Below are 24,767 nucleotides of genomic sequence, written 5' to 3'. Positions count from 1 at the left end.
ATCGGGCCCATAGGATTCGGCCAAGTGGCAGGGCTTTGCTTGGGCCACACCGCCCTGCTGCCCACGCTTGATGAAGGCCCTCTACCCCGGCAGCTTCGACCCCCTCACCCTGGGCCATCTCGACTTGATCGAGCGGGCCGATCGCCTCTTCGACGGCCTGTTGGTGGCGGTGTTGCGCAACCCGGCCAAGCAAGCCAGCTTTCCGCTTGAGCAACGGCTTGAACAGATCCGTCGGGCCACGCTCCATCTCTCTGCGGTGGAAGTCAGCAGCTTCGATGGCCTCACCGTCGACTACGCCCGGCAGTCCGGCTCCGCCGTCATCCTGCGTGGTCTGCGGGCCATGACCGATTTCGAGTTCGAACTGCAGATCGCCCACACGAATCGGAGCCTGGCGAGGGAAGTCGAGACGCTTTTCCTTGCCACCGCAGCCCACCACAGCTTTCTGAGCAGCAGTGTGGTGAAGGAAGTGGCCCGTTTCGGCGGCGACGTGCGTCACATGGTCCCCACAGGAGTGGCAGAGGATCTCTCCAGGCTCTTTAATCAGTAATCACGCCACACTCTCCCCATGGCTGAATCAAGGATCGGCGTGCTGGATCAACTCGATCAACTCGAGGAGATCGTGCTCGAGGGCAGCCGCATCCCTTTCAGCGGTGGCCGCCTGGTCAATGAGCAAGACGCCATCGAGTTGATGGATGCCGTGCGGGAGGCCATTCCGGTCCAGCTCACCCAGGCCGAGGAGCTGCTCAAGCAGCGGGAAAGCTTTATTGCCAAAACCCGCCTGCAGGCCGAGGAAATCCTTTCTCAGGCCCAAAAGGAACGGGAAGAGCTGATCAATTCGGCGGCCGTCCGCCAGGAAGCGGAACGCCAGGTGGCAGACATGCGCGAGCAGGCCCGCCAGCAATGCGAACAGATGCTGCTGAGCACGCGCCAACAGGTGGCCCAGGCGGAGCAAGAGCACCAGACCCGCCTGGCCCAGACGGAACAGCAGTTCAGCAGCCGGCGCCAGCAGCTGGAACAGGAGGCGATGCAACGCCGCCAACAGCTCGATTCCGAGTACGTGGAAGTGAAGCGGCAACTGGGCGAGCAACATGACCGCGCCCGCCAGCAGAGCCTGCAGGAACTCGAACAGATCCGCATCGAGGGCCTGCGCATCCAGCGCGAGAGCCAGTCAGAGGCCGAACGGCTCCAGAACGATGCCCTGCAGTTCCGCCAGCAGACCCAACAGCAGTGCGAGGCCTTAATCAGCCGCAGCCGCCAGGAGGCCGGTGCCGTCCAGGACGGTGCCAATCACTATGCCGAGCAGGTGCTCGGCGAACTCGAAACACGCCTCGGTGACCTCAGCAAGGTGGTGCTGGCCGGCCGGCGCGAACTCGGTCGCATTCAGACGAACGAGACGCCAACAGGAGAGCTGGACCAGAAAACCTCGTCTGAGGCTCCGATGAGCCGAGCCCGCCGTGCCGCCTCACGCCTCAAGCAGGCGGCCGGCAGAGGCTGACGATCTGCACCTGACGCAGCACCTGGCCGATCGTGGTGTTGGGCGATCCGGCACCGTTCGAGATCAGGCTCACGTAACGGGGGCCTTCAGTGGTGTTGAGAACCCCACTGATCGAGCGCACCCCTCTGAGAGTTCCGGTCTTGCCATAGAAACGGCCATCCAGACTGGTGCCCTTGTAGAGGTTCCGCAGGGTCCCCCTCTTGCCCGCCACCGACATCGACGCCCAGTAGCGGGAAGCGAAGGGATGCTGGGCCATGCGCAGCAAAAGAGCCGCCACGAACCGGCTGGTGAGGCGGTTGCCGCGGTCGAGGCCGCTGCCATCCACTAGCACGACCCCCTGCATCGGCAGGCCCTGCTGGCCGAGCCACTGGCTGGCGGCGTTGCGGCTCTGGGGAAGGTTCCAGCTGCCGCCGGCCTGGCGTAGTAGCACTTCGGCCGTAAAGTTGTGACTCTGGGAGTTGGCCAGGCTTAGGAGGTTGTGCATCGGCGCCGATGGCTCCACATGCAGCAGCTGAGAGTCCTCAGGAAGGGGGCTCTGGGCCGGGACAACGGCCAGCTGGGTGGCCTGGCCGCCCTGACGGGTCAGCTCACTAGACAACAGGCGCTGCAGCCGGCCCGGCGGATTGGCCACGGCCATCTCAATGGCGTTGCTGGTAATCGCCAGCCGGGTGATCGGGGCGCCATAGGCATAGGCCCGATCGCCCTGGTGCCAGCCAGGAGGCCACCAGGCCTGGGCCGGTTCCTCGGCGAGCTCCAGGCGCACCGGGCCCTGCGGCTGGCCAGGGCCGCCGCCCGATCCAAGCGCCAGTTTCGCAATGCGCTGCAGCTGGGGTATGGCCAGGTCGGGGTCACCCTCACCGGTGAGCCGCAAGTTGCCATTCGGTAGTCGCCAGAGCCTGGTGCTCAGCCGGTAATCAGGGCCGAGCTGATCGAGTGCATAGGCCGTACTGACCAGTTTCTGATTCGAAGCTGGAACCCGGGGTCGCAGGCCATTGACATCCGCCAGCAGCCGACCGGAGCCATCAGCCACCGTCACACTCCAGACGCTGGCCTGCCCACCCAGGGTGCCTAGCACCCTGGCCTGCAGGGCCGGACAGCTGACCTGGTTCTGCAGCTGGGTCAGACCGACCTGCGGACTGACCACCGGCAGGGCGGAAACGGGCGAGACGGGCATCGCCCGCAGTGGAGCCAGCGGCAGCAGGGAAAAACCAAGCCCCAGGCCAAATCCCAGGGAGCGCGAAGCGGATCGTTGGATGGAAATGGCCATGATTCAAGAGTCCTCCAGACGCAATCCGCTGACCGTGCCACCGACACGGAACTGGGCACCTTCAAGCTCAACAGGCGCGCCGATCTTCAGGTTCTGATTGCCAAACACAACGCCGCCGCCAGTCTTACGACCCTGTCCCTCCAACAGAAAACGGGCATCCAGGGATCCCACCATCGCCTGGTTCGGATCGACGGCAGTCACGACGCTGCCGTCGGGCTGAACAGCCACAAGCCGGCGCTGCAGGGAAGAGATCTGCTTCAGCTTCACCGTCCCGTGGGGTTGGTTGCGAATCACGATGTTGACCTTGCCCTCCGCGCGGGCGGACTCGATCAGCCCGGCTGGATCGGCAACGGGCACGCCGCGCACATCCACCGTGACCAGGACGGGCTGCATGGCACCGGTGGCCTGGGCGACAGCTCCACTGAGCTTGGGGCTCCAGATCACACCGCCAACGGCAAGCAACACCGCCGCGAGGGCCCCGAAATCAATCAGGCTCCAGGACCATCGGCGTTTGTTGAGGTCAGCGGCCATTAAAAATCTGCAGACACGCAAGTTTAAGGAGCTTCTCCGCAGCCCACCACCCCCCGGCGCGATCCCCAAGGGAAGGAGCTCAATTGCTGAGACTGCCAAGAAAGCGATCGAGGGCCTGCAGACCATCTGCCATTGAGGGGGTCTGGCCGGGCTTGAGGGCTTCGGCCTGTAGCTCGGCATCCGGTTTCTGCTCGAAGTTCGCCACCCAGCGATAGCCGTCGGCATCACGGCGGTACAGGCCCCAAGGATCGGGAAACGAGCGCCGCAGGGCTGCCTCGGCCAGGGGGATCAGGGCATAGGCGCAACTCCAGGTGGAGAGGAAGCCCCGCCGGCGCTGCCGGGCCACACTGCCGATGCCGATGGCGGCATCCTCCAGATTGCCGTTCAGCAGCAGCACGGCTCCAAGGTGCTGCTGGCAGATCGTCTCAACGTCTTCGTACTCAGCCAAGGCCGGTGCCACCAACACCAGCAACTCTGTGGCGAGCTCAGCCCCAGGCTCAGCTGCCTTCTGCAGCCGGATCTGATCGCCGAGGCTGGCGATAGAGCCGGCCAGATCAGGGGCGTCGCGCTTGGCCAGGGCCGTGGCACCCGCATCGGTGAATAGCAGGCGCATCGGCAGCCCTTGCTCCTGCAACCCCGCCCCAAAGCGCAAGGCCAGAGGCAGGATCTTCAGACCCTGGAAGCGAAACTCGATCGTCCAACGGCTGGCCGTACCGCCCTTGGCGGTGGCATCGAGCGCAGATTGCAGGGCGCAGAGGCTTTCAGCTTCAGCGCTGCGCAGGTCGGAAGGAAGCACGCCTGTGGGGGTCTCGGGGATTTGACCCTACCGGCTGAAATCTGTGGCCATCGCCTGCTGTGCCCGTTCAAAAGCCGCCGGAACAGTCGCCAGGTCCTGGTCGCTCAACCAGGGCCCAATGCTGAGCCGCACGCCACTCGACGCCTGCTCGGGGCTGTATCCCATGGCCGCCAGCACGGCGCTGCCCCTGGCTTGACCCTGCTGACAGGCCGTGCCGCTGCTCACCGCCAATCCCTGCCGCCAGAGGGCTTGAACCAGCCGCCGGCCAGACAACGGACGGCCCTGGTCGTCTGCCACCAACAAGCTGATGTGGTGGGGCAGCCTGCGCTGCGGGCAGCCGCTCAGGCTCAGCCCCGGCAGGGCCAGCAAGGCCGCAGCCAAGCGATCACGCCGCGCCTCGATCGGGTCGATGCCGCCATTGGCCAGCAGGCGCTGATCACAGAGGCGCAAAGCCTCAGCCAGCCCCGCCGCCAGCACCACCGGTTCGGTTCCGGCCCTGCGTCCCGCTTCCTGGCCGCCGCCAGCCAGCAAGGGCAGCAGCTCCAGGTCAGGGCGACAGAGCAGCACGCCGATGCCCCGTGGGCCTTGAAGCTTGTGGGCGGTGAAACTGAGCAGGTCAACCGGCATCGACTCAAACTGGATCGGTTGGTGGCCCACCACCTGCACCGCATCGGTGTGAAACACCACCCCAGCGGCGCGGCAGCGCCGTCCGATCGCCTCGATCGGTTGCAGTGTTCCCACTTCGCTCTGCCCCCAGATCACCGACACCAAACGGGTGGGAGGGGCCAGCAGGACGTCGAGCGGCTCCAGCTGCACCCGGCCGAAGCCGTCCACCGGACAGAACGCCACCTGCCAACCCAGCCGTTCCAGGGCAGCGGCTGCGGCAATGACAGCCGGATGCTCCACAGCCGAGATCACCAGGCGGCCAGGCGGCAGGGCTGCGGCAGCGCCTTGCAACGCCAGATGGGCCGCTTCGGTGCCACCGGAGCAGAAGATGAGGCCGTTGGCGTCAGCCCCGAGGCTGGCCGCGACCGCCTGACGGCTGCGTTCGAGGCTGTCGGCAGCCGCGAGACCGAAACCATGCAGGCTGGAGGGATTCGCCCAGGCCGACGCCTGCGCCTGGGCCATCACCGCCAGCACCGCCTCAGCCGGCGGAGCCGTGGCACAGGCGTCGAGATAGAGCGGCGGCTCAACCCTGGGCTGGCTCATCGCGCTCCAGTCGGGCCCGGCTGCGGGATTCGAGCGATCCGGAGGCCATGGCAACGAGATCGTCGAGCGAACGGCTGCTGAGCAGGGCGTCGACCCGGGCGCGGGCCTCAGCACTGGGGCAGTTCTCCGGTTGCTGGCAGCCCTGAACGCAAGCGACGGAGCAGTTGATCGCTGGCTGCTCGGCACTCACCGCCGGGAGAGAGGATTCAGCGGCAACGGGCTGGGCCAGCTCCAGGCCCAGCAGCTCGGGGGCGAGCACCCCATCAAACGCCGGTTCTGCCGGCCCGGCCATGAACAGATGGCCGGTTTGTAGATCCCAGCGGATCCACAGCGTTCCCCCCGGCAGATCCACCCGCGCCTCTGGCCCGCTCAGGCCCAGGCGATGGCAGGCCACCAGCACGGCACAGGCTCCGGTGCCGCAGGCCAGGGTGGGTCCCGCGCCCCGCTCCCACACCCGCATCACCAGGTGTTCCGCCGCCCGTACGGCCACAAAATGAACATTGGCGCGTGCGGGAAAGGCCGGATCCACCTCCAGGAGCGGACCCAGGCGCTCGAGATCAACGCTTTCAACGGCGGCCACCGGGATGACGAGATGGGGATTGCCCATCCCCACCGCCGCCACAGCAAAGGCTGTGCCATCGGCTTCGAGTTCGCCCTGGGGCAAGCCGGCCGGCCCGACCGGCAGCGTGGTGGGCACGTCTGCGGGCTGCAGAAAGGGCTCGCCCATATCAACGCGCACGCTGCCGTCGGCGAGCAGTTCCGGCACGATCGCGCCGGCCAGGGTTTCCACCTGCCAGCGCCGCCCCGGAGTGTCGCCATCGCTGTCGGCGAGGAAGCGGGCCAGACAGCGGATGCCGTTGCCGCACATCTCGGCTTCGCTGCCATCGGCATTGAAGATCCGCATGCGCAGTTCGCCGCCCTGTTGCGGCGGTAGGGCCAGGATCACGCCGTCACCACCGACCCCGAAGCGGCGATCGCAGATCCGCTGTACCGCCTCCGGGCTCAGTCCCAGGGTCTCGTCAGCCTGCGCGGCTTCGCGTCCATCGAGCAAGAGGAAGTCGTTGCCCAGTCCTTGGTATTTGCTGAAGGCCAGCATCGGCATCGCCCCATCCACATACATTTGATCCTATGGAGAGTCATGCCCTCGATCCCAGCCTGCCCGGTGTGCGCCAACTTCAAGACTGGATCCGGGAGCGCACCCCGCTGCATGTACAGCTGATCGATGGCACAGCCCTGGGCGGCTGCCTGCACTGGCAGGACCCAGAATTTCTCGCCCTGCGCACCAGCCCGGAGGCCCCGTTGCTACTGATGGGCCGCCGCGCTGTAGCCCTGATCCGCCAGCTGGGCTGAGGCGAAGCAGAGCCCCGTAGGCGGCATGTGGCACGATCGGGCTCAAGAGTGCGTGGCTGAGTCAAACGGCCGTTTCGAAGCCATGGCCGTCTCAGAAAACACTCCATCCGCTGCCGGCAAGCCCACTTCCGGCATCAAGATCGAGCAGCCGGATCGCTACCTCCCCGCCGAGATCGAGGCCCGCTGGCAGGCCCGCTGGCAGGAGGAAGGCCTTGATGCCACCCCCGAGAACGGCGGCGAAGCGGCGGCCGACACCTTTTACGCCCTGTCGATGTTCCCCTATCCCTCGGGGAACCTGCACATGGGCCATGTGCGCAATTACACGATCACCGATGTGATCGCCCGGGTCCAGCGGCTGCGTGGCCGGCAGGTGCTGCATCCGATGGGCTGGGACGCCTTCGGTCTGCCGGCGGAGAACGCTGCGATCGAGCGGGGTGTGGATCCAGGCGACTGGACCGACGCCAACATCGCCCAGATGCGGACCCAGCTGCAGCGCCTCGGTCTCTCGATCGACTGGGATCGGGAGGTGGCCACCTGCCACGCCGACTATTACCGCTGGACCCAGTGGCTGTTCCTTGAATTCCACGAGGCGGGCCTGGCCTACCGCAAAGAAGCGACGGTCAACTGGGATCCGATCGATCAGACGGTGCTGGCCAATGAACAGGTGGATAGCGAGGGCCGCTCCTGGCGCTCCGGCGCCAAGGTGGAGAAACGGCAGCTGCGCCAGTGGTTCCTGCGCATCACCGACTACGCCGAAGCCCTGCTCGATGACCTCGATCAGCTCGATGGCTGGCCCGAGCGGGTGCGCACGATGCAAGCCAACTGGATCGGCCGCTCGGTGGGGGCCCAGCTGCACTTCCAGGTCGTGGCTCCAGCTGGTGCCGCCAACTCAGCCGACAACTCAGCCACCAGTCAGCAGTCAATCACGGTCTTCACCACCCGCCCAGACACGATCTATGGGGTGAGCTATCTGGTGCTGGCCCCGGAGCATCCGCTGGTGGCCCGTCTCACCGCCCCTGAGCAACGCATGACGGTGGAGGCCTTCTGTGATCTGGTCAGCGCCCAGAGCGAACAGGACCGCACCGCTGAGGACCAACCCAAACGCGGGGTGCCCCTGGGCTCAAGCGCGCTGAATCCTTTCAACGGCGAGATGATCCCGATCTGGATCGCCGATTACGTGCTGGCGGAATACGGCACCGGCGCGGTGATGGGGGTTCCGGCCCACGACCAGCGCGATTTCGTCTTTGCCCGCCAGTACGAGCTGCCCGTCAAGCGGGTGATCGTGCCCGAAGGTGCCAGCGAAGAGGCCTACGCCGGTGGCGCCTGGACTGCGGGCGGACGACTGGTTCACTCCGGACCCTTTGATGGCCTTGAGGTCTCAGAAGCCCGCGCCGGGATCGTGGCCCTGGCCGAGGCGGAGGGCTGGGGCGAGGGCAAGGTGAGCTATCGCCTGCGCGACTGGCTGATCTCACGCCAGCGCTACTGGGGCTGCCCCATCCCGATGATCCATTGCGAGAGCTGTGGGGTGGTGCCGGTGCCGACGGAGCAGCTGCCGGTGGAACTACCCAGAGACCTGGCCTTCAGCGGCAAGGGCGGCTCACCCCTGAGCAAGCTGGAGAGCTGGGTGAACGTGCCCTGTCCCTGCTGCGGCCAGCCAGCCCGGCGGGAGACCGACACCATGGACACCTTCATCTGCTCGTCGTGGTACTACCTGCGCTACAGCGATCCCCACAACACCCAGCTGCCGTTCGAGCGCCATGCGGCCGACTGCTGGTTGCCGGTGGACCAGTACGTGGGCGGCATTGAGCACGCGATTCTGCACCTGCTTTATTCCCGCTTTTTCACCAAGGTGCTGCGCGACCGGGGCCTGCTCAGCTTCGATGAACCCTTCAAGCGCTTGCTGACCCAGGGCATGGTGCAGGCCATCACCTACAAAAACCCGCAGACCGGCAAATACGTGGCCCCGGCCGATGTGGCCGATCCGAGCGATCCCCGCGATCCCATTGATGGCGAGCGGCTCGACACCTTCTTCGAGAAGATGTCCAAGTCAAAGTCCAACGGCGTCGATCCAGCCGTGGTGATCGATCGCTACGGGGCTGACACCGCCAGGATGTTCATCCTGTTCAAGGCGCCACCGGAAAAAGATCTGGAGTGGGATGACGCCGATGTGGAAGGTCAGTTCCGCTTCCTGCAGCGTCTGTGGCGGCTGGTGGAAGGTGCTGTAACCCGCGGACTCCACCTGCCGAGCTCCCCAGGGGCCGCTGCAACGGCCAGCACCCCTGCTGAGAAGGAACTGCGCCGGGCCGTCCACGCGGCCATCGCCGCCATCGACGACGATCTGGCCCCCGGCCACTACCAGTTCAACACCGCCGTCTCGGAGCTGATGAAGCTCAGCAACGTCATGGCGACCCAGTTGGAGACAGCGGCCGAGCCCGTAGCCATCGAAGCCCTGGGTGCCCTGGTGATCCTGCTGGCCCCCTTTGCTCCCCACCTGGCCGAAGAGCTCTGGCAGCGGCTGGGTGGAAACGGCAGCGTGCACAGCCAGCGCTGGCCGGTGGCCGATCCCACCGCCCTGATCCAGGACACGGTGCCCTTGGTGATCCAGGTGAAGGGCAAGGTGCGGGGCCAGCTGGAGGTGCCCGCCGATGCCGATGCCGCCACCCTGGAGCGGCTGGCCCTCGAGAGCGAGATCGCCCTCAAGTGGCTGGAAGGCCAGGCCCCACGCCGGGTGATCGTGGTGCCCGGCAAGCTCGTCAACCTGGTGCCTTAAGCCGCGTCAACCTGGAGACGCAAGCAGGGCCTCAGCGTGATGGCGCAGGTGGTCTTCGATAAAGCTAGCGATGAAGAAGTAGCTGTGATCGTAGCCAGGCTGGCGCCTCAGTGTCAGTGGGTGGCCGGCCGCTTGAGCCGCCTCTTCCAGATCCTGCGGCCGCAGCTGACTCTCCAGGAAAGGATCGTCGAGTCCCTGGTCGATCAGCAGCGGCAGCCGCTGCGGCGCTGAGGCGATCAGCTCGCACGCATCCCAGGCACTCCAGCTGGTGCGATCGGGGCCGAGGTAATGACTGAAGGCCTTCTCGCCCCAGGGGCAGCGGCTGGGGTGGCTGATTGGGGCGAATGCCGAGACAGAGCTGTAGCGCCCTGGATTGCGCAAGGCGCACACCAAGGCCCCGTGCCCTCCCATCGAATGGCCACTGATGCCGCGGCGGTCGTTGAGGGGCAGTTCCCGCTCCAGCAGCGCCGGCAACTCCTGCACCACGTAGTCGTGCATGCGGTAGTGGCGTGCCCAGGGGGGCTCGCTGGCATTGAGATAGAAGCCGGCCCCGTGGCCGAAGTCCCAGGCCCCCTCCGGATCGCCAGGAACCTCGGGGCCGCGGGGGCTGGTATCAGGGGCGATCAGGGCAAGGCCAAGGCTGGCGGCCAGCCGCTGGGCCCCGGCTTTCTGCATGAAGTTCTCATCGGTGCAGGTCAGACCCGAAAGCCAATACAGCGCCGGCACCGCGGCTCCGGCCAGGGCCTGGGGAGGCAGGTACACGGCCAGGGTCATCTCACAGCTGAGCACTGCCGATTGATGCCGGTAACGCTGATGCAACCCGCCGAAGCTGCGGGTCTCACAGAGCTTGTTGAGAACAGGAAGCGAATCCATCAGCCGTTGAAGTGAATCACCGAGCGGATGCTCTGACCCGCGTGCATCAGATCGAAGGCCCTGTTGATCTCCTCTAGGGGCATGGTGTGGGTGATGAAGGTGTCGAGCGGGATCTCGCCTTTCTCGAAGCGCTCCACATAACCAGGCAGTTCGCTGCGGCCGCGCACTCCGCCGAAGGCCGAGCCGCGCCACACCCGGCCGGTGACCAGCTGGAACGGCCGGGTGGCGATCTCCTGGCCTGCTCCGGCCACACCGATGATCGTGGATTCACCCCAGCCTTTGTGGCAGCACTCCAGGGCTGCCCGCATCACCTCCACATTGCCGATGCACTCAAAGGAATAATCAACGCCTCCATCGGTGAGCTCGGCGATCACCTCCTGGATCGGCCGTTGCGACTGCGTGGGATCAAGGCAATCGCTGGCCCCCAGCTGGCGGGCGACCGCGAACTTCTCAGGGTTGGTGTCAACCCCGATGATCCGGCTGGCCCCGGCCATCACCGCCCCGATGATCACCGCCAGGCCGATGCCGCCGAGACCGAACACGGCCACCGTGGCGCCTGCTTCCACCTTGGCGGTGTTGAGCACCGCGCCGATGCCGGTGGTCACACCGCAGCCCAGCAGGCACACCTTCTCCAGCGGTGCCCGCTTGCTGATCTTGGCCACGGCGATCTCCGGCACCACGGTGTATTCCGAGAAGGTGGAGGTGCCCATGTAGTGATAGATGGGCTTGCCGTTCTTGGAGAAGCGGCTGGTGCCATCGGGCATCAGGCCCCGGCCCTGGGTGCCACGAATCGCCTGGCAGAGATTGGTTTTTCCCGACAGGCAGAACGAGCAGGCGCGGCATTCCGGCGTGTAGAGCGGGATCACGTGATCACCGACGGCCAGGGAGGTCACCCCTTCGCCCAGGGCCTCCACCACCGCGCCACCTTCATGGCCCAGGACGGCCGGGAACAACCCTTCGGGATCCTGGCCGGAGAGGGTGTAGGCATCGGTGTGACAGACGCCACTGGCCACCACCCGCAGCAACACTTCGCCAGCCTGAGGTGGAGCCACATCGATCGTGGTGATCTCGAGCGGCTCTCCGGCGGCCCAGGCCACGGCGGCCCTGGAATGGATCATGATTGGCAGAAGCGCAGGGAATCGGGCTGGGCCCAGGAGCCCTCGGCGCTGTAGCCGCGATCATTGCCGCAGAGGTGGCGCAGGATCCAGAAGATGGGCTCTGGGCTCTGGAGGCCAAGGGCTGTCTGGATCATCTCCAGGCTGCGGATTTCGCCATCGGCAAGCAGCGCTTCGGTCCGGCTTTGCAGATCCAGGATCGTGGCAGCGGCCTTCTTGCCGGCCTCCACACCAGGTTGGTCGTAGGCGTTGATGTTGACCAGTTCGGCATAGAGGCCAACGGCCCGCTCAAACAGGGCAACAAGGGCACCAAGCGCCCGGGCATCGAAGCAGCGCAAAGTGAGGCTGATCGACTGGCGCCCCCCTTCACTGAGCGCCGCACGGGTTCCCTGCAGAAAGCCATCGAGGAAGTCGCCAGGCCAATCACCATCGATCGGCTTGATCTCGGCGGGATCGTCCAGTACCTCGATGAAGGTGACAAAGAAATTATCGATTCCATCACGCAGTTGCTGCACGTAGGCGTGCTGGTCGGAGGAGCCCTTGTTGCCGTACACGGCCAGGCCCTGGTGCACCACCTGGCCAGCGCGATCGAGGCGTTTGCCCAATGACTCCATCACCAGTTGCTGCAGGTAGCGGCTGAACACCTCAAGCCTGTCGCGATAAGGGAGCACGACCATGTCGCGCTGCCCTTTTCCGGCGCCGGCGGCATGCCAGGAGGCCGCCATCAGGGCGGCAGGGTTGGCCTCGAGATCGGCCACCCGGGTGGCCTGATCCATCGCGGCAGCCCCCGCCAGGAAAGCGCGTAGATCGGCACCGATCAAAGCGGCGGGCAGCAACCCGACAGCGCTGGTGATGCTGGTGCGGCCGCCCACCCAATCGAACATGTCGAAGTGGGCCAGCCACTGTTCGCTTTCGGCCTGGCGATCCAGGGCACTGCCCGCCATCGAGACCGCCACCGCCTGGGCTGGCCAGATGCCGCCCCTGGCCTCCAGAGCAGCCCTGGCCTGCTCCATGCCGATATGGGGCTCGGGCGTCCCGCCCGACTTGCTGACCACAACCACCAGGGTGGTCTGTAGCCGATCAGCGAGGGCCGTCAGGGTGCGGCTGAAGCCCTGGGGATCGACATTGTCGAAGAAATGAAAGGGCAGGCCGACGCCCTCCTGCTGCAGGGCCCGCAGGATCAGCAACGGTCCAAGGCCAGAACCGCCAATGCCGATCCAGAGGACGTCCGTGAACGGCCTTGCTCCGGGGGCCTGACGGCTGTGATCGAGCACGCCTTGGCCAAAACGCTCGACCTGATCGATTTCCGAACGTATGTGTTCGGCCTCAGCTTGATCCGGACACAGCTGGGGGTCCCGCAGCCAGTAATGCCCCACCCGGCGTTGCTCGTCAGGGTTGGCGATCGCTCCGGCTTCCAGCTCCCGCATCGCCGCGAAGGCCTCGCTGAAGGCCGGCCTCAACGCCTCGAGCTTGGATCGGTTCAGCGCCATGCGGCTGACATCCAGCCAGAGGCCCAGACCCTCGTGGTGCCAGAGCAACGCACAAAAGCGTTCCCACTGAGCCCGGGGCTCGGAGGGATTGAAATCAGGAAGCGTCATCCGACCAGGGTGGTTCATCGGGGTCTGAAGCTGAACCTATCGGTAAACGTTTCCAGGCCTAGCTCCATCTAGGCCAAGCCCCATCCAGCCAGAGCTCCCAGCTCCATGGACAGCGCCTGAAACGACCCAGGACTGGATCAAGCCAGAGATCAACGCTAAAATGATGAAGATTCCTGAAATCTTCACGACGTGGCGCCAGCCGTCTGTTCATTTCCAACCAAGTGGACAAAACGTTTGGTCCACGCGTTTTCCAGGCTGGCACCGGTGGCCAGCCTTGCCATGATTGGGCTGATCGGCAGCAGCCGCCCCCTTCCCCTTCAGATCACCACCGTGGTCCACGAAACGGTGGTGAGCAGCGACAGCAGCTCTGCCTCTGCCCTGAGCCTGGAGGGACAGCGGCCGAACCCCGTTGATTTCACCCCAGAGGAACTCCAGGAGCTTCAACGCCGCTTTGGCGTCCATGGCCCCCAGCCAGAGCTGGCCCAACTCCTCACCCGGGGCCTCGACCAGCTCACGCCGTTGCGGGCCCACACCTTCCAGCGCCTGGAGCACCTGCAGCCGATCATCCTGAGGGAGTCGAAACAGCAGGGGGTCAACCCGATGCTGGTGGCGGCTGTGCTCTTTGATGAGCTGCAACGGGCCAAACCGGGCGAAGATCTGCCCATTGCCGCCCAGTCCGGCCTGTTCAAGACCCATGGCCCCGCCCAGCTCTCGGTGGGTGAACTTGTTCATCAGGGCCTGCTGCGCCCCGATGCCAGCGAGGCCGAAATGGTCGCTGCCCGCGAAAAGCTGCTGGATCCAGAAAGCAATGTGGCCTTGCTGGTGGGCAAGTTCGCTCGCCTCTCCACCGACCTCGGCTTCCCCACCGACAACTTGCTGGAGGCCAGTGCCAGCCCGCGCGATGCCAAGGCTCTGGCCACCCTGGCCTACCTGCACAACGGCAAGCTCGACTATCCGGCCAGGATTCTCAGCTACATGCAGGATCCCGCCTTGCATGCCCTCATCTACAGCACCTACAGGCCAACGATCTGGCCGGTGATCTAGGTCTTTTCGGGTCGGCCCAGATCCGTTCGAGTCTCAGCAGAGCATCCCGAGTGCCGCGAGCCTCGACTCCAAAGCAGCCCAGTCAAAACTGCGGGGATCGGCCCGCTCACCGCCGAGATCAACGTAGGCGTGGGTGGTGATGTGACTGGCGGGAAAGTCGAAACGGCGCATCCAATCGGTCAGCACCACCGCCGTTGCGTCGTACTGGGCAGGGCTGTAGCCGCTGTGGGACGGATCGTTGTCTTCGCCGTCGATCGGGGTTTCGAGGCTGAGATGCAGGGCGAAATTGTTCACCGAACCGCCCACATCCGGATTGGTGACAACCCACTGACCGTTGAAAGCTGAATTTCCGGCACCGAATGCCCGGCGAGTGGGCTCAAGCGCCTCCACCACCTCGCCATCAAGACCGATCATCACGTGATAACTGACCTGATCCTCGTCTCGGGGATGGGGGGTCTGGAAGGTCTGCACGGCCGATTCCATTCCAAAAACAGTTTCGTGCAGCACCACCATCTGGGGCGTGGGATCGATCGGGTTGCCGAAAGCATCGCGGTCGTAACGGACGCCGAAATTGGTGGGATCGATGCGTAGACGACGCATGCTGGTTTGGAGACCAGCGAGCATCTGGGTGAGTCGAAGGTTCTCGCCTGGATTGGGTGTGGTGCAGCGGCGGCCCATCGGGCTGAGCCAGGGACGGTGGCTTTTCGGAGGCAGCGGCGCGGCGCGGAGAGGCGGCTCGACGGCCGGCGCCTTCTCACGCCCATTGACGTTTTCCAGCAACTGCAGCAAGGACGGTCGCTGACCTTCCCCCGCTCCAGCGGTGACATCACGGGCCACCCAACCCAGGCCGCCGATCCCCGCCAACGCCGCAATCCCCACCATCACCAGGCCGCCCCGCTGCAGGGAGAACCGCTGAGCCGAGGCGATCCAGACGCGGAACACACTCAACACGGCAGGAGCCCCAGCCACTCGGTCCGCCGCCGCAAGGCCTGGGGAGAGGCATTCGGATCGGGATCAAGCGTCCATCGCTCCACCTCGGCCGGGGACGCACGCAGGCTGAGCTGACGCAGGCAGCCGCGGCGGCTGATCGTCAGCTGTTGAGGCCGGCCAGCGACGAGCAGGGGGGGCAGGTCGTCAGGGCGCCGCAATCGCAGGCCATCGATGGCAATCAGCTCATCACCCACGACCAGGCCGGCCTGTTGCCCAGGGCCATGGCGCTGCACCCGCTGCACCTTCAATTCAGCCTGCTCCCGTTCACAACGGAAGCCCGTGTATGGATCGGCGCTGACCACCGCCTGAAGCTGAAGTCCCACATCGTGGAGATAGGCGTCAAGATCAGGATCATCGAAGCTTTCGAGCCATCGCGGCAGGTCATCGGCCAGATCTGGCGCTCGGGCAAGAATAGTCTGAACCAAAAGTTCTTCGCTGTAGCCCTTTCCACAGCGACCGAGGCTGCGCCACAGGTCACGCAAGACTTCGGCCAGGCAACTGGCGGCGCGCCGCAAGGCAAGATCGAGGACCAGGGAAACCACGGCACCTTTCAGGTAATAGCTGATCTGGGAATCATCGCTGTAGGCATCTCTTCGATACAACTTCACCCAGGCTTCCTCGCCGCTCTGGCGCAGGGTCTGGCCCTGCAGGCGTCCAGGTGTCAGCCGGTAGCGGCTGAGATCGGCGCCAAGATCTTCAAAGAGTTGGCGCTCGCTGCTGCGTCCCGCCAGCAGGGGCAGGAACTGATCGAAATAGCTGGTGACCCCCTCGGCGAACCAGAGCGTCGGCACGATCACGGGCCGGTCGTAATCGATCGGCGTAAGCTCAGCGGGCCGCAGCCTGCGCACATTCCACTGGTGGAGATACTCGTGGGCAATCAGCTGCAGCAGGCGCCGGTAGCCATCCGGCTTGGCCAGGGCCTGACGGCTGAACTGCAACACCGTGGAGCGGTCGTGCTCAAGCCCGCCGTAACCATGCTCCAGCAGATGGAGAATGAAGAGGTAATCGGGTGCCGCCGGCAGCGCTTCACCCATCAGGTCGCAGCAGGCCTCACAGACGGCGGCCACATCCAGCAGCAGTGACGGGAAGCGAGAGAGGAGCCGGGCCTGATCGGCCGGGCCGTCTTCCCAGCTCACCCAACGGTGAGCCGCGCCGCGCACCTCGAAAGGGGAGAACCCATGGGGACCGGCCTCGATCGGGGTATCGATCAGCTGGTCGAAATGCTCAGCCAGCCAGCTGCCATCGCTGTGAACCGGCAAGGGCACAAAGGGGGACCAGGCTTCCGGTAGCTGAAGTGTCAACCGATGGGGCGTCCAACGCTCTCCTTCCACCTGGAGAGCAACGGCCGCCAGGGCCAGAAAACCGTGATCAGTATCGAGATGGCAGGTGCGCACACTGAGCTCGGTGGCCAGCACGGCATAACGGATCTCGATCGGGCCGAGCTGCTCCAGGGCCAGCTGCCAGCTGGCCGGGCCAACGCGCCGCGGCACGAGGCGTTTGGGAAGCATGGGTGGTGGCTCGCCAGAACCATGCTCCTGCCAGACCTCCAGGGATTCAAGGTGGCGGACGTAATCCCGCAACAAATAGGAGCCTGGAGTCCAGGCGGGCAAGCGAAAGGAAAGGGATGGTTGCCGCGGCGTGAAGCGCAGACGGACTCCAATGAGGTGCTGGCTGACCAGGCGCAAATCCAGGGAGATCTCAACTGGCGCCAATCGTTCAGGAGGCGGGGTGAAGAGTGGCCATCGGCAAGTGCTCCATGGCCTCGTTCAGGGCCATCCGCAGGGCATAGCGGTGGGTGATCTGGCCGATCAACTGCTGCAACGGCAGGGATCGGCTCAGCCGTTGCAGATCTCCAACCAGGCCGAGCGAACCATCCGCTTGCCGTTGCCAGCCGAGGGGCTGATCACGGTCCGCCAGTACCCGCAGCTCCACCGCAATCGCTTCCCCGGCAAAGCCGGTGATCACACCGCCGAGAATGGGTTGAAAGCCAAGATCTTCGAGGCTGGCGGCCAGCTGGGACGCGTCGCGAATGACCGTTGGCAGGATGGAGAGGTGCGACATGAGCCCGTTGCCTGCTGAGCCAAACCCTAGCGAGGGGCAAGATTCCATCCAGTGGCCATTGCCACAGCCATGGCCACAGCCACAGCCGTGGCCACTGGATCATCCCCTTCTGAGGCTGGGGGTGATGGCCTCAGGCCATGGATCCAATTTCGAAGCGCTGGTATCCAGCTGCCGGCACGGACCGCTGAACGCGTCGGTTGAGCTGCTGGTGGTCAACAACCCGGGCTGTGGCGCCCAGCGGCGGGCCGAGCGGCTTGCTGTGGACTGCGTCAGCTTGGATCACCGCCTGTATCGCCAGCGGCAGGATCTCGATCAGGCCCTGATCGAGGCCTTCGCCGCAGCCCGTATCGACCTGGTGGTGATGGCGGGCTGGATGCGGATCGTCACCCCCAGGCTGATCGAAGCCTTCCCAGCCAGGCTTTTGAACATTCACCCGTCGCTGCTGCCCAGCTTCCGCGGGCAAGACGCCGTCGGCCAGGCCCTGGCGGCAGGGGTGACCCTGACGGGCTGCACCGCCCACTTGGTTAGTGAGGTGGTCGATGGCGGAGCGATCCTGGCCCAGGCCGCTGTGCCGGTGCTGGACGGTGACAGCCACAGCAGCCTGGCGGAGCGCATCCAGCGCCAGGAACATCGGCTCCTGCCGCTGGCCGTCGCCCTGGCTGCTCAGCGCTGGAAACAGGCTCAGGGATAAAAGGGCAGCAGCGGCAGGCCGGTTTCCGCCGGCAGGCCGGCCATCAGGTTGAGGCACTGCACCCCCTGGCCCGCCTGGCCCTTGACCAGGTTGTCGATGGCACAGAGCAGAATCAGCTGACCGGTGCGCTTGTCCACCTGCACCGACAGCAGCGCCCGATTGGTTTGCCGCACCCATTTGGTGGAGGGATAGGTGCCGACCGGCAACACCTCCACGCAGGGGCTGTTGCGATAGGCCGCCCTGAGCAAGGTGGTGCAATCCTCGGCGGTCAGGCCGGGATCGCGCAGGCGCCCATAGACCGTGGCCAACAGGCCGCGCACCATCGGCATCAGGTGGGGCGTGAACTGGAGCTGGATCGGCTGGCCAACCGCCAGGCTGGCGGCCTGCTCGATCTCACTGGTGTGGCGGTGCCCCACCACGCCGTAGGGCACCACCGCCTCACTGGCTTCAGCCAGCAGTAGATGTTCCTTGGCGGCGCGGCCTCCTCCGGAGCAACCGGTTTTGGCATCGATGATGATGCCCTTCGTTTCAATCAGACCCTGCTGCAAGAAGGGCAGCAGCGGCAACAAACCAGCGGTTGGGAAACAACCGGGCGCAGCCACCAGACGGGCCTGACCAAGCCTCGCCTCCTCCCATTCCGGCAAGCCATAGACGGCTTCCTCGCAGAGGGCTCCATCAACGCGGGGGAATTGCACCGCCTCGCTGCTGTAGACCGCCTGCCATAGCGCCAGGGAACGGTAGCGGTAGTCGGCGGAGAGATCGACCACCCGGACCCCCCGCTCCAGGAGGCCGGGCACGAGCGTGGAGGCCAACCCACTCGGCAGGCTGAGCACGACGAAATCGGCGGCCGCTGCGATCGCATCGGGGGTGGGGGCTGACACCAGCGGGTCGCCTGGAAGCGGCAGGAAAGGTGCGAGTTCACTCCAGCGTTTGCCGGCGCTGCGCTCACCGCCGAGAAAGGTGACCTCCAGGTGGGGATGACCCTGAAGAAGGCGCAGGGTCTGCAGGCCACCGTAGCCGCTGGCACCGATCACCCCCACCCGCTGGGCTGCGACGGATCTGGACATGCCGGTGCCTCGGAAGGGCAGATCGTACCGGGGCCATCCTCAACGGCCCTATAAAGGAAAGAACACCGCGCCAGCCCTGGCCCGAACCGCCCTGACCCCCAGATCCAAGCTGAGCCCAGCCCCGGCCCTCTACTCTGACCCCCTCTCCGGCATGCCCGGAAGCCCCGCCAGTTCCAGCGCTGCACTCGATCAGCGGATTCGCTTCGATTGCGTGGCCGACGGCCTCGCCGCCATCCGCAATGGCGAGATGGTGGTGGTGGTCGACGATGAAAACCGGGAAAACGAAGGAGACCTGATCTGCGCCGGCCAGTTCGCCACCCCCGAGCAGATCAACTTCATGGCCACCGAAGCCCGGGGCCTGATCTGCCTGGCGATGGAGGGCGAGCGGCTCGATGCGCTTGAGCTGCCACTGATGGTGGATCGCAACACCGACAGCAACCAGACCGCCTTCACCGTCAGCGTGGATGCCGGACCTGAGAACGGGGTCAGCACCGGCATCTCCGCTGAAGATCGGGCCCGCACGATCCAGGTGGCAATCCATCCCCGCAGCCAACCCCAGGATCTGCGCCGTCCGGGCCACATCTTTCCGCTGCGGGCCCGGGAAGGCGGCGTGCTCAAACGAGCCGGCCACACGGAGGCCGCCGTGGATCTCTCCCGGCTCTCGGGGCTCTATCCAGCCGGGGTGATCTGCGAGATCCAGAACGTGGATGGATCGATGGCGCGCCTCCCCCAGCTGGCCAGCTACGCCGAGCGGCACGGCCTGCGGCTGCTGAGCATTGCTGATCTGATCAGCTACCGGCTGGACACCGAGCGGTTTGTCCGCCGCCACGCCGAAGCCCAGATGCCGAGTGCCTTCGGCAGCTTCCAGGCGATCGGCTATCGCAACGAACTCGATGGCAGCGAGCACGTGGCGATTGTGAAGGGAAACCCCGGCCAGGCCACCGGCCCGGTGTTGGTGCGGGTGCACTCCGAATGCCTCACCGGCGATGCCTTCGGCTCGCTCCGCTGTGACTGCCGTCCCCAGCTCGAAGCGGCCCTGCGCATGATCGAAGCGGCCGGCGAGGGGGTTGTGGTGTATCTGCGCCAGGAAGGGCGAGGCATCGGCCTGATCAACAAGCTCAAGGCCTACAGCCTCCAGGACGGCGGCCTCGACACGGTGGAAGCCAACGAGCGGCTCGGCTTTGCGGCAGATCTGCGCAATTACGGCGTCGGCGCCCAGATCCTCAGCGATCTGGGGGTGCGGCGACTGCGGCTGATCACCAACAACCCGCGCAAGATCGCCGGGCTGGGCGGCTATGGCCTCCAGGTGGAAGATCGGGTGCCGCTGATGATGGATCCCGGCCAGTACAACGCCTCCTATTTGGCCACCAAGCGTCTGAAGCTGGGCCATTTTCTGCAGACCCCGGCCAATGAAGCCAAAGGGCCAAGCGCCGTGGTGGCCTGGCGCGGCAATGGGGTGCAGCCGGAGCGGGCGATGGCGGAGCACTGGCCGAGCCTGCGTCAGTGGGCCCTGCAGCACCATCTCGACCTCAAGCTGGAGGAGCATCCCCGGCTGCTGGCCCTGCTGCAGCAACCGGAGATCGCCATCCTGCTCTCGCCCACCACAGCCCATGGGCTGGCCGAAGCCGACCTGACGGCCGTGCTGGCCCAGATGGCCGCGTGGCCGGGCACCATGGGGGTCAGCCTGCTGCTCACCCCCGACAGCCAGCGCAGCGGTCACCCCAGCGCCACCTTGGAGCCGGAGCAGCGCCCGCTGCTGGAGCTGCGGCAACGCAGCCCCCAGTTGCCCCCGGGCCCCGGGGGATTTCTGCACTGGCTGTGACAGCGATCGCTCTGACAGCCCAGGCAGGGCCAACGGGTCAGGCCTGAATCGTCACCTTGTTGATCTTGGTGCCCTTCTTGATCGCCAGCACCCCGGCCACATCGGCGACCTGACCGAAAACGGTGTGAACCCCATCGAGGTGGGGCTGGGCGTCATGGCAGAGGAAGAACTGGCTACCGCCGGTGTTTTTACCGGCATGGGCCATCGACAAGCTGCCGGCCTGGTGCTTGCGGCTGTTGATTTCGCAGTCAATCTTGTAACCGGGGCCACCGGTTCCGGGCGCGCCGCCCGCACCGGCGCGGGTGTTGGGGCAACCACCCTGGGCCATGAAACCGTCGATCACCCGGTGGAAAGCCAGTCCGTCGTAGAAACCGGACTCAACCAGTTTCACAAAATTGGCCACAGTCTTGGGTGCATCGGCCTCGAACAGCTCGATTTCCACAGTGACAGGACCCTGGGCGGTGACTGCATCGGTCTCCATGAAGGCTCGGGTCACGCTGGTTCAGCAAAATCCGACTGTATCGACCCCCCATCGACACCCCCGTCCACCCCTCGCCAGCCTCGCTTAGAACAGGCCACGAACCTGGTTCTTGAACCTGGGGCCTCGCCCCGCCAGCGCCTTGAATCTGCGGCGTCTTCCCGCTCCCCTCCTCTTTTTTCTCCCAGCCGATGAGCAGCTCCACCACTTCCGTCAAGGCCGGCCTGGATCTGGCCAAGGCCCGCCTCGGCGTGCTCGGCGGCAGCGGCCTCTACGCCATGGAAGGGCTCGAAGCGATCGAGGAGCTGGAGATCAAGACACCCTTCGGCGCGCCCTCCGACCGCTTGCGACTTGGCAGGATCGGCGACCTGGAGGTGGTGTTCCTGGCCCGCCACGGCCGCCACCACAGCTATTCCCCCAGCGAAGTGCCCTACCGGGCCAACCTCTGGGCGCTGCGCTCCCTCGGGGTGCGCTGGATTCTCTCCTGCTCCGCCGTGGGCTCGCTGCAGGAGCCGTTACGCCCGCTCGACATGCTGGTGCCCGATCAATTCATCGATCGCACCCATCAGCGCCCGATCAGCTTCTTCGGCCAGGGGGCCGTGGCGCACGTCGGCATCGCCGATCCCTTCTGTCCCACACTCTGCCGCCTGCTGGGCGATGTGGCCGAGAGCCTGATGCCACCGGGGCGCCAGCTGCACCGCAGCGGCACCTATCTCTGCATGGAGGGGCCGGCCTTCTCGACCCGGGCCGAATCCAACCTCTACCGCAGCTGGGGTTGCTCGGTGATCGGCATGACCAACCACAGCGAGGCCCGCCTGGCCCGGGAAGCCGAGATGGCCTACGCCACCCTCGCCATGGTCACCGACTACGACTGCTGGCACGCCGAACACGCCTCGGTGACGGTGGATCTGGTGCTCGATAATCTCCGCGCCAACGCCGCGTTGGCCCAACAGATCGTGGCGATGGCTGCCGAGCGGATTGCTGTTCAAAGGCCGTCGAGCAGCAGCCACACGGCCCTGCGCAGTGCCCTGATGACGCCCAAGGAGCAGGTGCCAGGCCACACCCGTGAGCGCCTCGACCTGCTCACCAGCCCCTACTGGGGCCCGTTCAACGGCAACGCCACAAACTGATCAGGGATCGCCGCAAGGGTCAGCGATCGGCCGGCTTAGCGGGGTGGAAGGGAGGCGCCTGCCAGCTCGAGGGCAGGGCGGAGTCTGCCGCTCGCTGTCACCAGAGCCTTGCGGGCGTCATCGGCCGATCCGCCCATGGCGGCCATCAGCAGGGCCGTCTTGACTGACCCTCCAGCGGCAGCCAGTAAGGCAGCGCCTTGACTCCTGTCCACTCCGGCGAGGTCCGAGAGGATGCGCAGGGCACGGTCTTCGAGCTTGGTGTTGGTGACCGCCACATCCACCATCCGGTTCCCGTAGGCCTTGCCGAGCTGAACCATCACCCCGGTGGAGAGAATGTTGAGGGCCATCTTGGTGGCGGTGCCGGCCTTCAGCCGGGTCGAGCCAGTCAGCAGCTCTGGCCCCGTGAGCAGGCGAATGTCGATGGCGCAGGGCATGGGCGCCTGGGCCGGCGGCACACAACTCATCGCGATCGCCAACGCTCCGATGCTGCCGGCATGGCGGAGACCACCCAGCACGTAGGGGGTGGTGCCGCCGGCGGCAATACCGACGAGAGCATCGGCGGGGCCGAACCCGCGTGCGATCAGGTCGTTGGCTCCGGCCTCGAAGCGGTCTTCCAGGCCTTCGGAGCTGCGCAGCAGGGCCGGAGCTCCACCGGCGAGCACGCCTTGAACCAGCTCAGGGGGGGTGCAGAAGGTGGGCGGACATTCCGCCGCATCCAGCACGCCGAGCCGGCCTGAGGTTCCAGCGCCGAGATAGAAGAGGCGGCCGCCGCCTTCAAGGCGAGCGCCGATGGCCGCGATGGCGGCGGCCAGCTCAGGGGCGGCCGCCGCCACCGCCTGCTGCGGTTGGAGGTCTTCCTCGCAAAACAGTTGAACGAGCTCGAGCACGCTGAGTTGATCCAGGCTGGCACTGGCCGGATTCGCTTGCTCGGTGAGCAGGTTGCCGCGATCGGCGCAGGTCATAGGAGCCCCTCCAGACGGCGGCGGAACGCCTCGACCGCATCATTCTCCGCTGGCCCATCGCCGTCGCCATCACCTCCGGCGTCACCCTGAGGTTGGCCCTCCTTCCAGCCGCTCACATCCATGTTGCGCTCAGGGGGAGCAATCAACAGGCGCTCCTCGGGCGACTGGGGCAGGAAGCCGGCGGGAACAAAGCGGGCCTCGTAGCCAGCCTGAACACAAAACAGCTCCATCTCCTCGCGATCAAGAGCCTCGACGCTGGGCACCGGAAAATCCTGGGCCTCCAGCAGCCCGGCATAGCGCTCCGCATCATCGAGTTCTTCGAACAGCAGCACCACGGTGTGGCCGTTCAGCTCAAGGGAGTGGATGCCTTCATTTTCGGTACCGGCATCAAAAAGCAGAACATGAACAGCCATCGACCGAAACATTGCCGCCGCGCCAGTGTCTCATCGATCGCCGCCCCCCAGTTCCTCCCGGCTCTGCATTGCGAGCTGCTCCAAGCGGCGGTAGAGGGCTTCTTCCGCTTCATTGAGTTGCTCGGGAACCATGATCCGCACTTCCACCAACTGGTCACCCCGCTTCTCCCCACGCGCCAGGCCACGGCCACGCAGCCGCAGCAATCGGCCGCTCGACGAGCCGGGCGGTACCCGCAACTGGACGCGCCCCTGCAGGGTCGGCACCACGACAAGGCAGCCAAGGGCCGCCTCCGGAGGAGACAACTCAAGCTGGAACGACACCCGTAGACCCTCGACGCGCAGGCCGTCTGCGGTGCGCACCCGCAGCTGCAGAAAGTGATCGCCGCCACCTGGGGCTACGCCGGCGAGGCGCAGTCGCCAGCCATCACCGGCCATCGGCGGGGTCCAGCATTCCACCGCGGTGCCACCGGGCAACTCCAATTCCAGTCGGGTTCCCTCCAGGGCCTGCTCCGGCGTGAGCTCAACCATCGTTTCCAGATCGGCTGCAGCCTGGACAGGCGGCGGCGGCGGTGGAGCGTGGGTGACCCCTCCCGAAGGCGGATCCGGCTGCCACTGCGAATCGCTGGTGGGGCCAGAAGCGCCGCCTGGATCATCGCGAAAATCATCACCTAAACCATCCTCAAAACCGCCTCCAAAACTGTCTGCTGAGCCGTCTCCGGAGCCGTCGTCAGACTCGCCGGCGAAGGGCTCAGAGTCAGCCGTCTCTTCTGACCGGCGGCGACGGCCAAACAGAGCATCCAGGTAGTCCTCGAAAGCGGGGAAGCCTGCCGCAAAGGGATCAGTGGCGGCGTTGCGGGCGGCCAGCGGATCGAGGCCGGCTTCCCAGGCTGCCCGTCGCTTCGGATCACCGAGCACCGCATAGGCCTCATTGACCAACTTGAAGCGCTCTTCGGCAACGGGATCGTTGCCATTGAGATCGGGATGCCAGCGGCGGGCCTGCTGGCGGAAGGCACGCTTCAAGCTGGCGGCATCAGCGCCGGGGGACAGGGCGAGAACCTGCCAGTAGTCGGTTTCGAGCGGAGGCGATGCGCTGCGGGTCACGGAG

At 65.8% G+C, this 24,767-nt stretch carries 24 protein-coding genes; 8 read left to right on the top strand and 16 right to left on the bottom strand.

The window, feature by feature from the left end; translation table 11 throughout:
• Nucleotides 1-70 precede the first annotated feature (70 nt).
• Nucleotides 71-547, top strand: coding sequence for a pantetheine-phosphate adenylyltransferase (gene coaD, locus ACXMDM_RS09825; RefSeq protein WP_259723102.1), 477 nt, complete (start codon nt 71-73; stop codon nt 545-547).
• A gap of 18 nt (nt 548-565) precedes the next feature.
• Nucleotides 566-1,495: a coiled-coil domain-containing protein gene (locus tag ACXMDM_RS09820; protein WP_259723103.1), complete on the top strand. Its 930-nt coding sequence runs from the start codon at nt 566-568 to the stop codon at nt 1,493-1,495.
• Here ACXMDM_RS09820 and dacB read toward each other — a convergent pair.
• The 5 genes from dacB to dapF form a co-directional block, all read right to left on the bottom strand.
• Nucleotides 1,470-2,762, bottom strand: coding sequence for a D-alanyl-D-alanine carboxypeptidase/D-alanyl-D-alanine endopeptidase (gene dacB, locus ACXMDM_RS09815; protein WP_259723104.1), 1,293 nt, complete (start codon nt 2,760-2,762; stop codon nt 1,470-1,472). The genes ACXMDM_RS09820 and dacB overlap by 26 nt on opposite strands.
• A gap of 3 nt (nt 2,763-2,765) precedes the next feature.
• A complete protein-coding gene (locus ACXMDM_RS09810) occupies nt 2,766-3,293 on the bottom strand; it encodes a DUF4330 domain-containing protein (protein ID WP_259723105.1) in 528 nt (175 codons plus the stop codon).
• A 79-nt stretch (nt 3,294-3,372) separates the two neighbouring features.
• Complete coding sequence (locus tag ACXMDM_RS09805) at nt 3,373-4,089, bottom strand: DUF1995 family protein (RefSeq protein ID WP_259723106.1); 717 nt, start codon at nt 4,087-4,089, stop codon at nt 3,373-3,375.
• A gap of 27 nt (nt 4,090-4,116) precedes the next feature.
• Nucleotides 4,117-5,298 carry a cysteine desulfurase family protein gene (locus ACXMDM_RS09800; RefSeq protein WP_259723107.1) on the bottom strand — a complete coding sequence of 394 codons (1,182 nt, stop codon included), beginning with the start codon at nt 5,296-5,298 and terminating at the stop codon, nt 4,117-4,119.
• A complete protein-coding gene (gene dapF, locus ACXMDM_RS09795) occupies nt 5,279-6,394 on the bottom strand; it encodes a diaminopimelate epimerase (RefSeq protein WP_259723108.1) in 1,116 nt (371 codons plus the stop codon). Before dapF ends, ACXMDM_RS09800 begins: the two co-directional genes overlap by 20 nt.
• A gap of 32 nt (nt 6,395-6,426) precedes the next feature.
• Here dapF and ACXMDM_RS09790 point away from each other — a divergent pair, with 32 nt between their 5' ends.
• A complete protein-coding gene (locus ACXMDM_RS09790) occupies nt 6,427-6,648 on the top strand; it encodes an Hfq-related RNA-binding protein (protein WP_259723109.1) in 222 nt (73 codons plus the stop codon).
• 82 nt (nt 6,649-6,730) lie between these two features.
• Entirely contained in the window at nt 6,731-9,418 is a 2,688-nt protein-coding gene (gene leuS / locus ACXMDM_RS09785) for a leucine--tRNA ligase (protein ID WP_259723110.1), read from the top strand.
• A 6-nt stretch (nt 9,419-9,424) separates the two neighbouring features.
• Here leuS and fghA read toward each other — a convergent pair whose 3' ends face one another.
• Genes fghA through ACXMDM_RS09770 form a run of 3 tightly spaced genes read right to left on the bottom strand, consistent with a single transcriptional unit; the run spans nt 9,425 to nt 13,004 of the window.
• Nucleotides 9,425-10,291, bottom strand: a complete 867-nt coding sequence (gene fghA, locus ACXMDM_RS09780; RefSeq protein WP_259723111.1) for an S-formylglutathione hydrolase — start codon at nt 10,289-10,291, stop codon at nt 9,425-9,427.
• On the bottom strand, nt 10,291-11,406 hold the full coding sequence (locus ACXMDM_RS09775; RefSeq protein ID WP_259723171.1) for an S-(hydroxymethyl)glutathione dehydrogenase/class III alcohol dehydrogenase: 1,116 nt from the start codon (nt 11,404-11,406) through the stop codon (nt 10,291-10,293). The genes fghA and ACXMDM_RS09775 overlap by 1 nt, the downstream gene beginning before the upstream one ends.
• The gene (locus ACXMDM_RS09770) at nt 11,406-13,004 is read right to left on the bottom strand and encodes a glucose-6-phosphate isomerase (RefSeq protein ID WP_259723112.1); all 1,599 of its coding nucleotides are present in this window, start codon (nt 13,002-13,004) and stop codon (nt 11,406-11,408) included. The genes ACXMDM_RS09775 and ACXMDM_RS09770 overlap by 1 nt, the downstream gene beginning before the upstream one ends.
• A 264-nt stretch (nt 13,005-13,268) precedes the next feature.
• Here ACXMDM_RS09770 and ACXMDM_RS09765 point away from each other — a divergent pair, with 264 nt between their 5' ends.
• Entirely contained in the window at nt 13,269-14,048 is a 780-nt protein-coding gene (locus ACXMDM_RS09765) for a helicase DnaB (protein WP_259723113.1), read from the top strand.
• Nucleotides 14,049-14,081: 33 nt separating this feature from the next.
• Here the strand turns inward: ACXMDM_RS09765 and ACXMDM_RS09760 are convergent, their stop codons facing one another.
• The 3 genes from ACXMDM_RS09760 to ACXMDM_RS09750 are packed head-to-tail and all read right to left on the bottom strand — an operon-like array spanning nt 14,082 to nt 17,099.
• Nucleotides 14,082-15,017 carry an N-acetylmuramoyl-L-alanine amidase gene (locus tag ACXMDM_RS09760; RefSeq protein WP_313772364.1) on the bottom strand — a complete coding sequence of 312 codons (936 nt, stop codon included), beginning with the start codon at nt 15,015-15,017 and terminating at the stop codon, nt 14,082-14,084.
• A complete protein-coding gene (locus tag ACXMDM_RS09755) occupies nt 14,993-16,750 on the bottom strand; it encodes a M61 family metallopeptidase (RefSeq protein WP_259723114.1) in 1,758 nt (585 codons plus the stop codon). The genes ACXMDM_RS09760 and ACXMDM_RS09755 overlap by 25 nt, the downstream gene beginning before the upstream one ends.
• Nucleotides 16,751-16,754: 4 nt before the next feature.
• A complete protein-coding gene (locus ACXMDM_RS09750) occupies nt 16,755-17,099 on the bottom strand; it encodes a DUF1257 domain-containing protein (RefSeq protein ID WP_071802283.1) in 345 nt (114 codons plus the stop codon).
• A 124-nt stretch (nt 17,100-17,223) separates the two neighbouring features.
• On the opposite strand from ACXMDM_RS09750, the gene purN reads away from it, so the two are divergent.
• On the top strand, nt 17,224-17,790 hold the full coding sequence (purN, locus tag ACXMDM_RS09745) for a phosphoribosylglycinamide formyltransferase (RefSeq protein WP_233830771.1): 567 nt from the start codon (nt 17,224-17,226) through the stop codon (nt 17,788-17,790).
• Here the strand turns inward: purN and argC are convergent.
• On the bottom strand, nt 17,781-18,857 hold the full coding sequence (gene argC, locus ACXMDM_RS09740; protein WP_071801572.1) for an N-acetyl-gamma-glutamyl-phosphate reductase: 1,077 nt from the start codon (nt 18,855-18,857) through the stop codon (nt 17,781-17,783). The genes purN and argC overlap by 10 nt on opposite strands.
• A gap of 247 nt (nt 18,858-19,104) precedes the next feature.
• On the opposite strand from argC, the gene ribBA reads away from it, so the two are divergent.
• Nucleotides 19,105-20,679 (top strand): bifunctional 3,4-dihydroxy-2-butanone-4-phosphate synthase/GTP cyclohydrolase II, encoded by a 1,575-nt coding sequence (gene ribBA / locus ACXMDM_RS09735; RefSeq protein ID WP_499570399.1) that lies wholly within the window; start codon nt 19,105-19,107, stop codon nt 20,677-20,679.
• Between the two features lie 37 nt (nt 20,680-20,716).
• Here ribBA and ACXMDM_RS09730 read toward each other — a convergent pair whose 3' ends face one another.
• Nucleotides 20,717-21,175 carry a peptidylprolyl isomerase gene (locus ACXMDM_RS09730; protein WP_071801571.1) on the bottom strand — a complete coding sequence of 153 codons (459 nt, stop codon included), beginning with the start codon at nt 21,173-21,175 and terminating at the stop codon, nt 20,717-20,719.
• A 173-nt stretch (nt 21,176-21,348) separates the two neighbouring features.
• Here ACXMDM_RS09730 and mtnP point away from each other — a divergent pair, with 173 nt between their 5' ends.
• Nucleotides 21,349-22,287, top strand: coding sequence for an S-methyl-5'-thioadenosine phosphorylase (gene mtnP, locus ACXMDM_RS09725; protein ID WP_259723116.1), 939 nt, complete (start codon nt 21,349-21,351; stop codon nt 22,285-22,287).
• A gap of 35 nt (nt 22,288-22,322) precedes the next feature.
• On the opposite strand, the gene murQ is transcribed toward mtnP, so the two are convergent.
• From murQ to ACXMDM_RS09710, 3 genes are read right to left on the bottom strand one after another with little or no spacing between them, the layout of a single operon-like run.
• The gene (gene murQ / locus ACXMDM_RS09720; RefSeq protein WP_259723117.1) at nt 22,323-23,249 is read right to left on the bottom strand and encodes an N-acetylmuramic acid 6-phosphate etherase; all 927 of its coding nucleotides are present in this window, start codon (nt 23,247-23,249) and stop codon (nt 22,323-22,325) included.
• Nucleotides 23,246-23,662, bottom strand: coding sequence for a DUF3110 domain-containing protein (locus ACXMDM_RS09715; protein ID WP_259723118.1), 417 nt, complete (start codon nt 23,660-23,662; stop codon nt 23,246-23,248). The genes murQ and ACXMDM_RS09715 overlap by 4 nt, the downstream gene beginning before the upstream one ends.
• 30 nt (nt 23,663-23,692) lie before the next feature.
• On the bottom strand, nt 23,693-24,763 hold the full coding sequence (locus ACXMDM_RS09710) for a DnaJ domain-containing protein (protein ID WP_259723119.1): 1,071 nt from the start codon (nt 24,761-24,763) through the stop codon (nt 23,693-23,695).
• Nucleotides 24,764-24,767: the final 4 nt, after the last annotated feature.

It is taken from the genome of Synechococcus sp. CS-603 (genome assembly GCF_977929215.1).
Note: the sequence above shows the minus strand (reverse complement) of the source record. Positions and strands in the feature narration are given on the sequence as shown.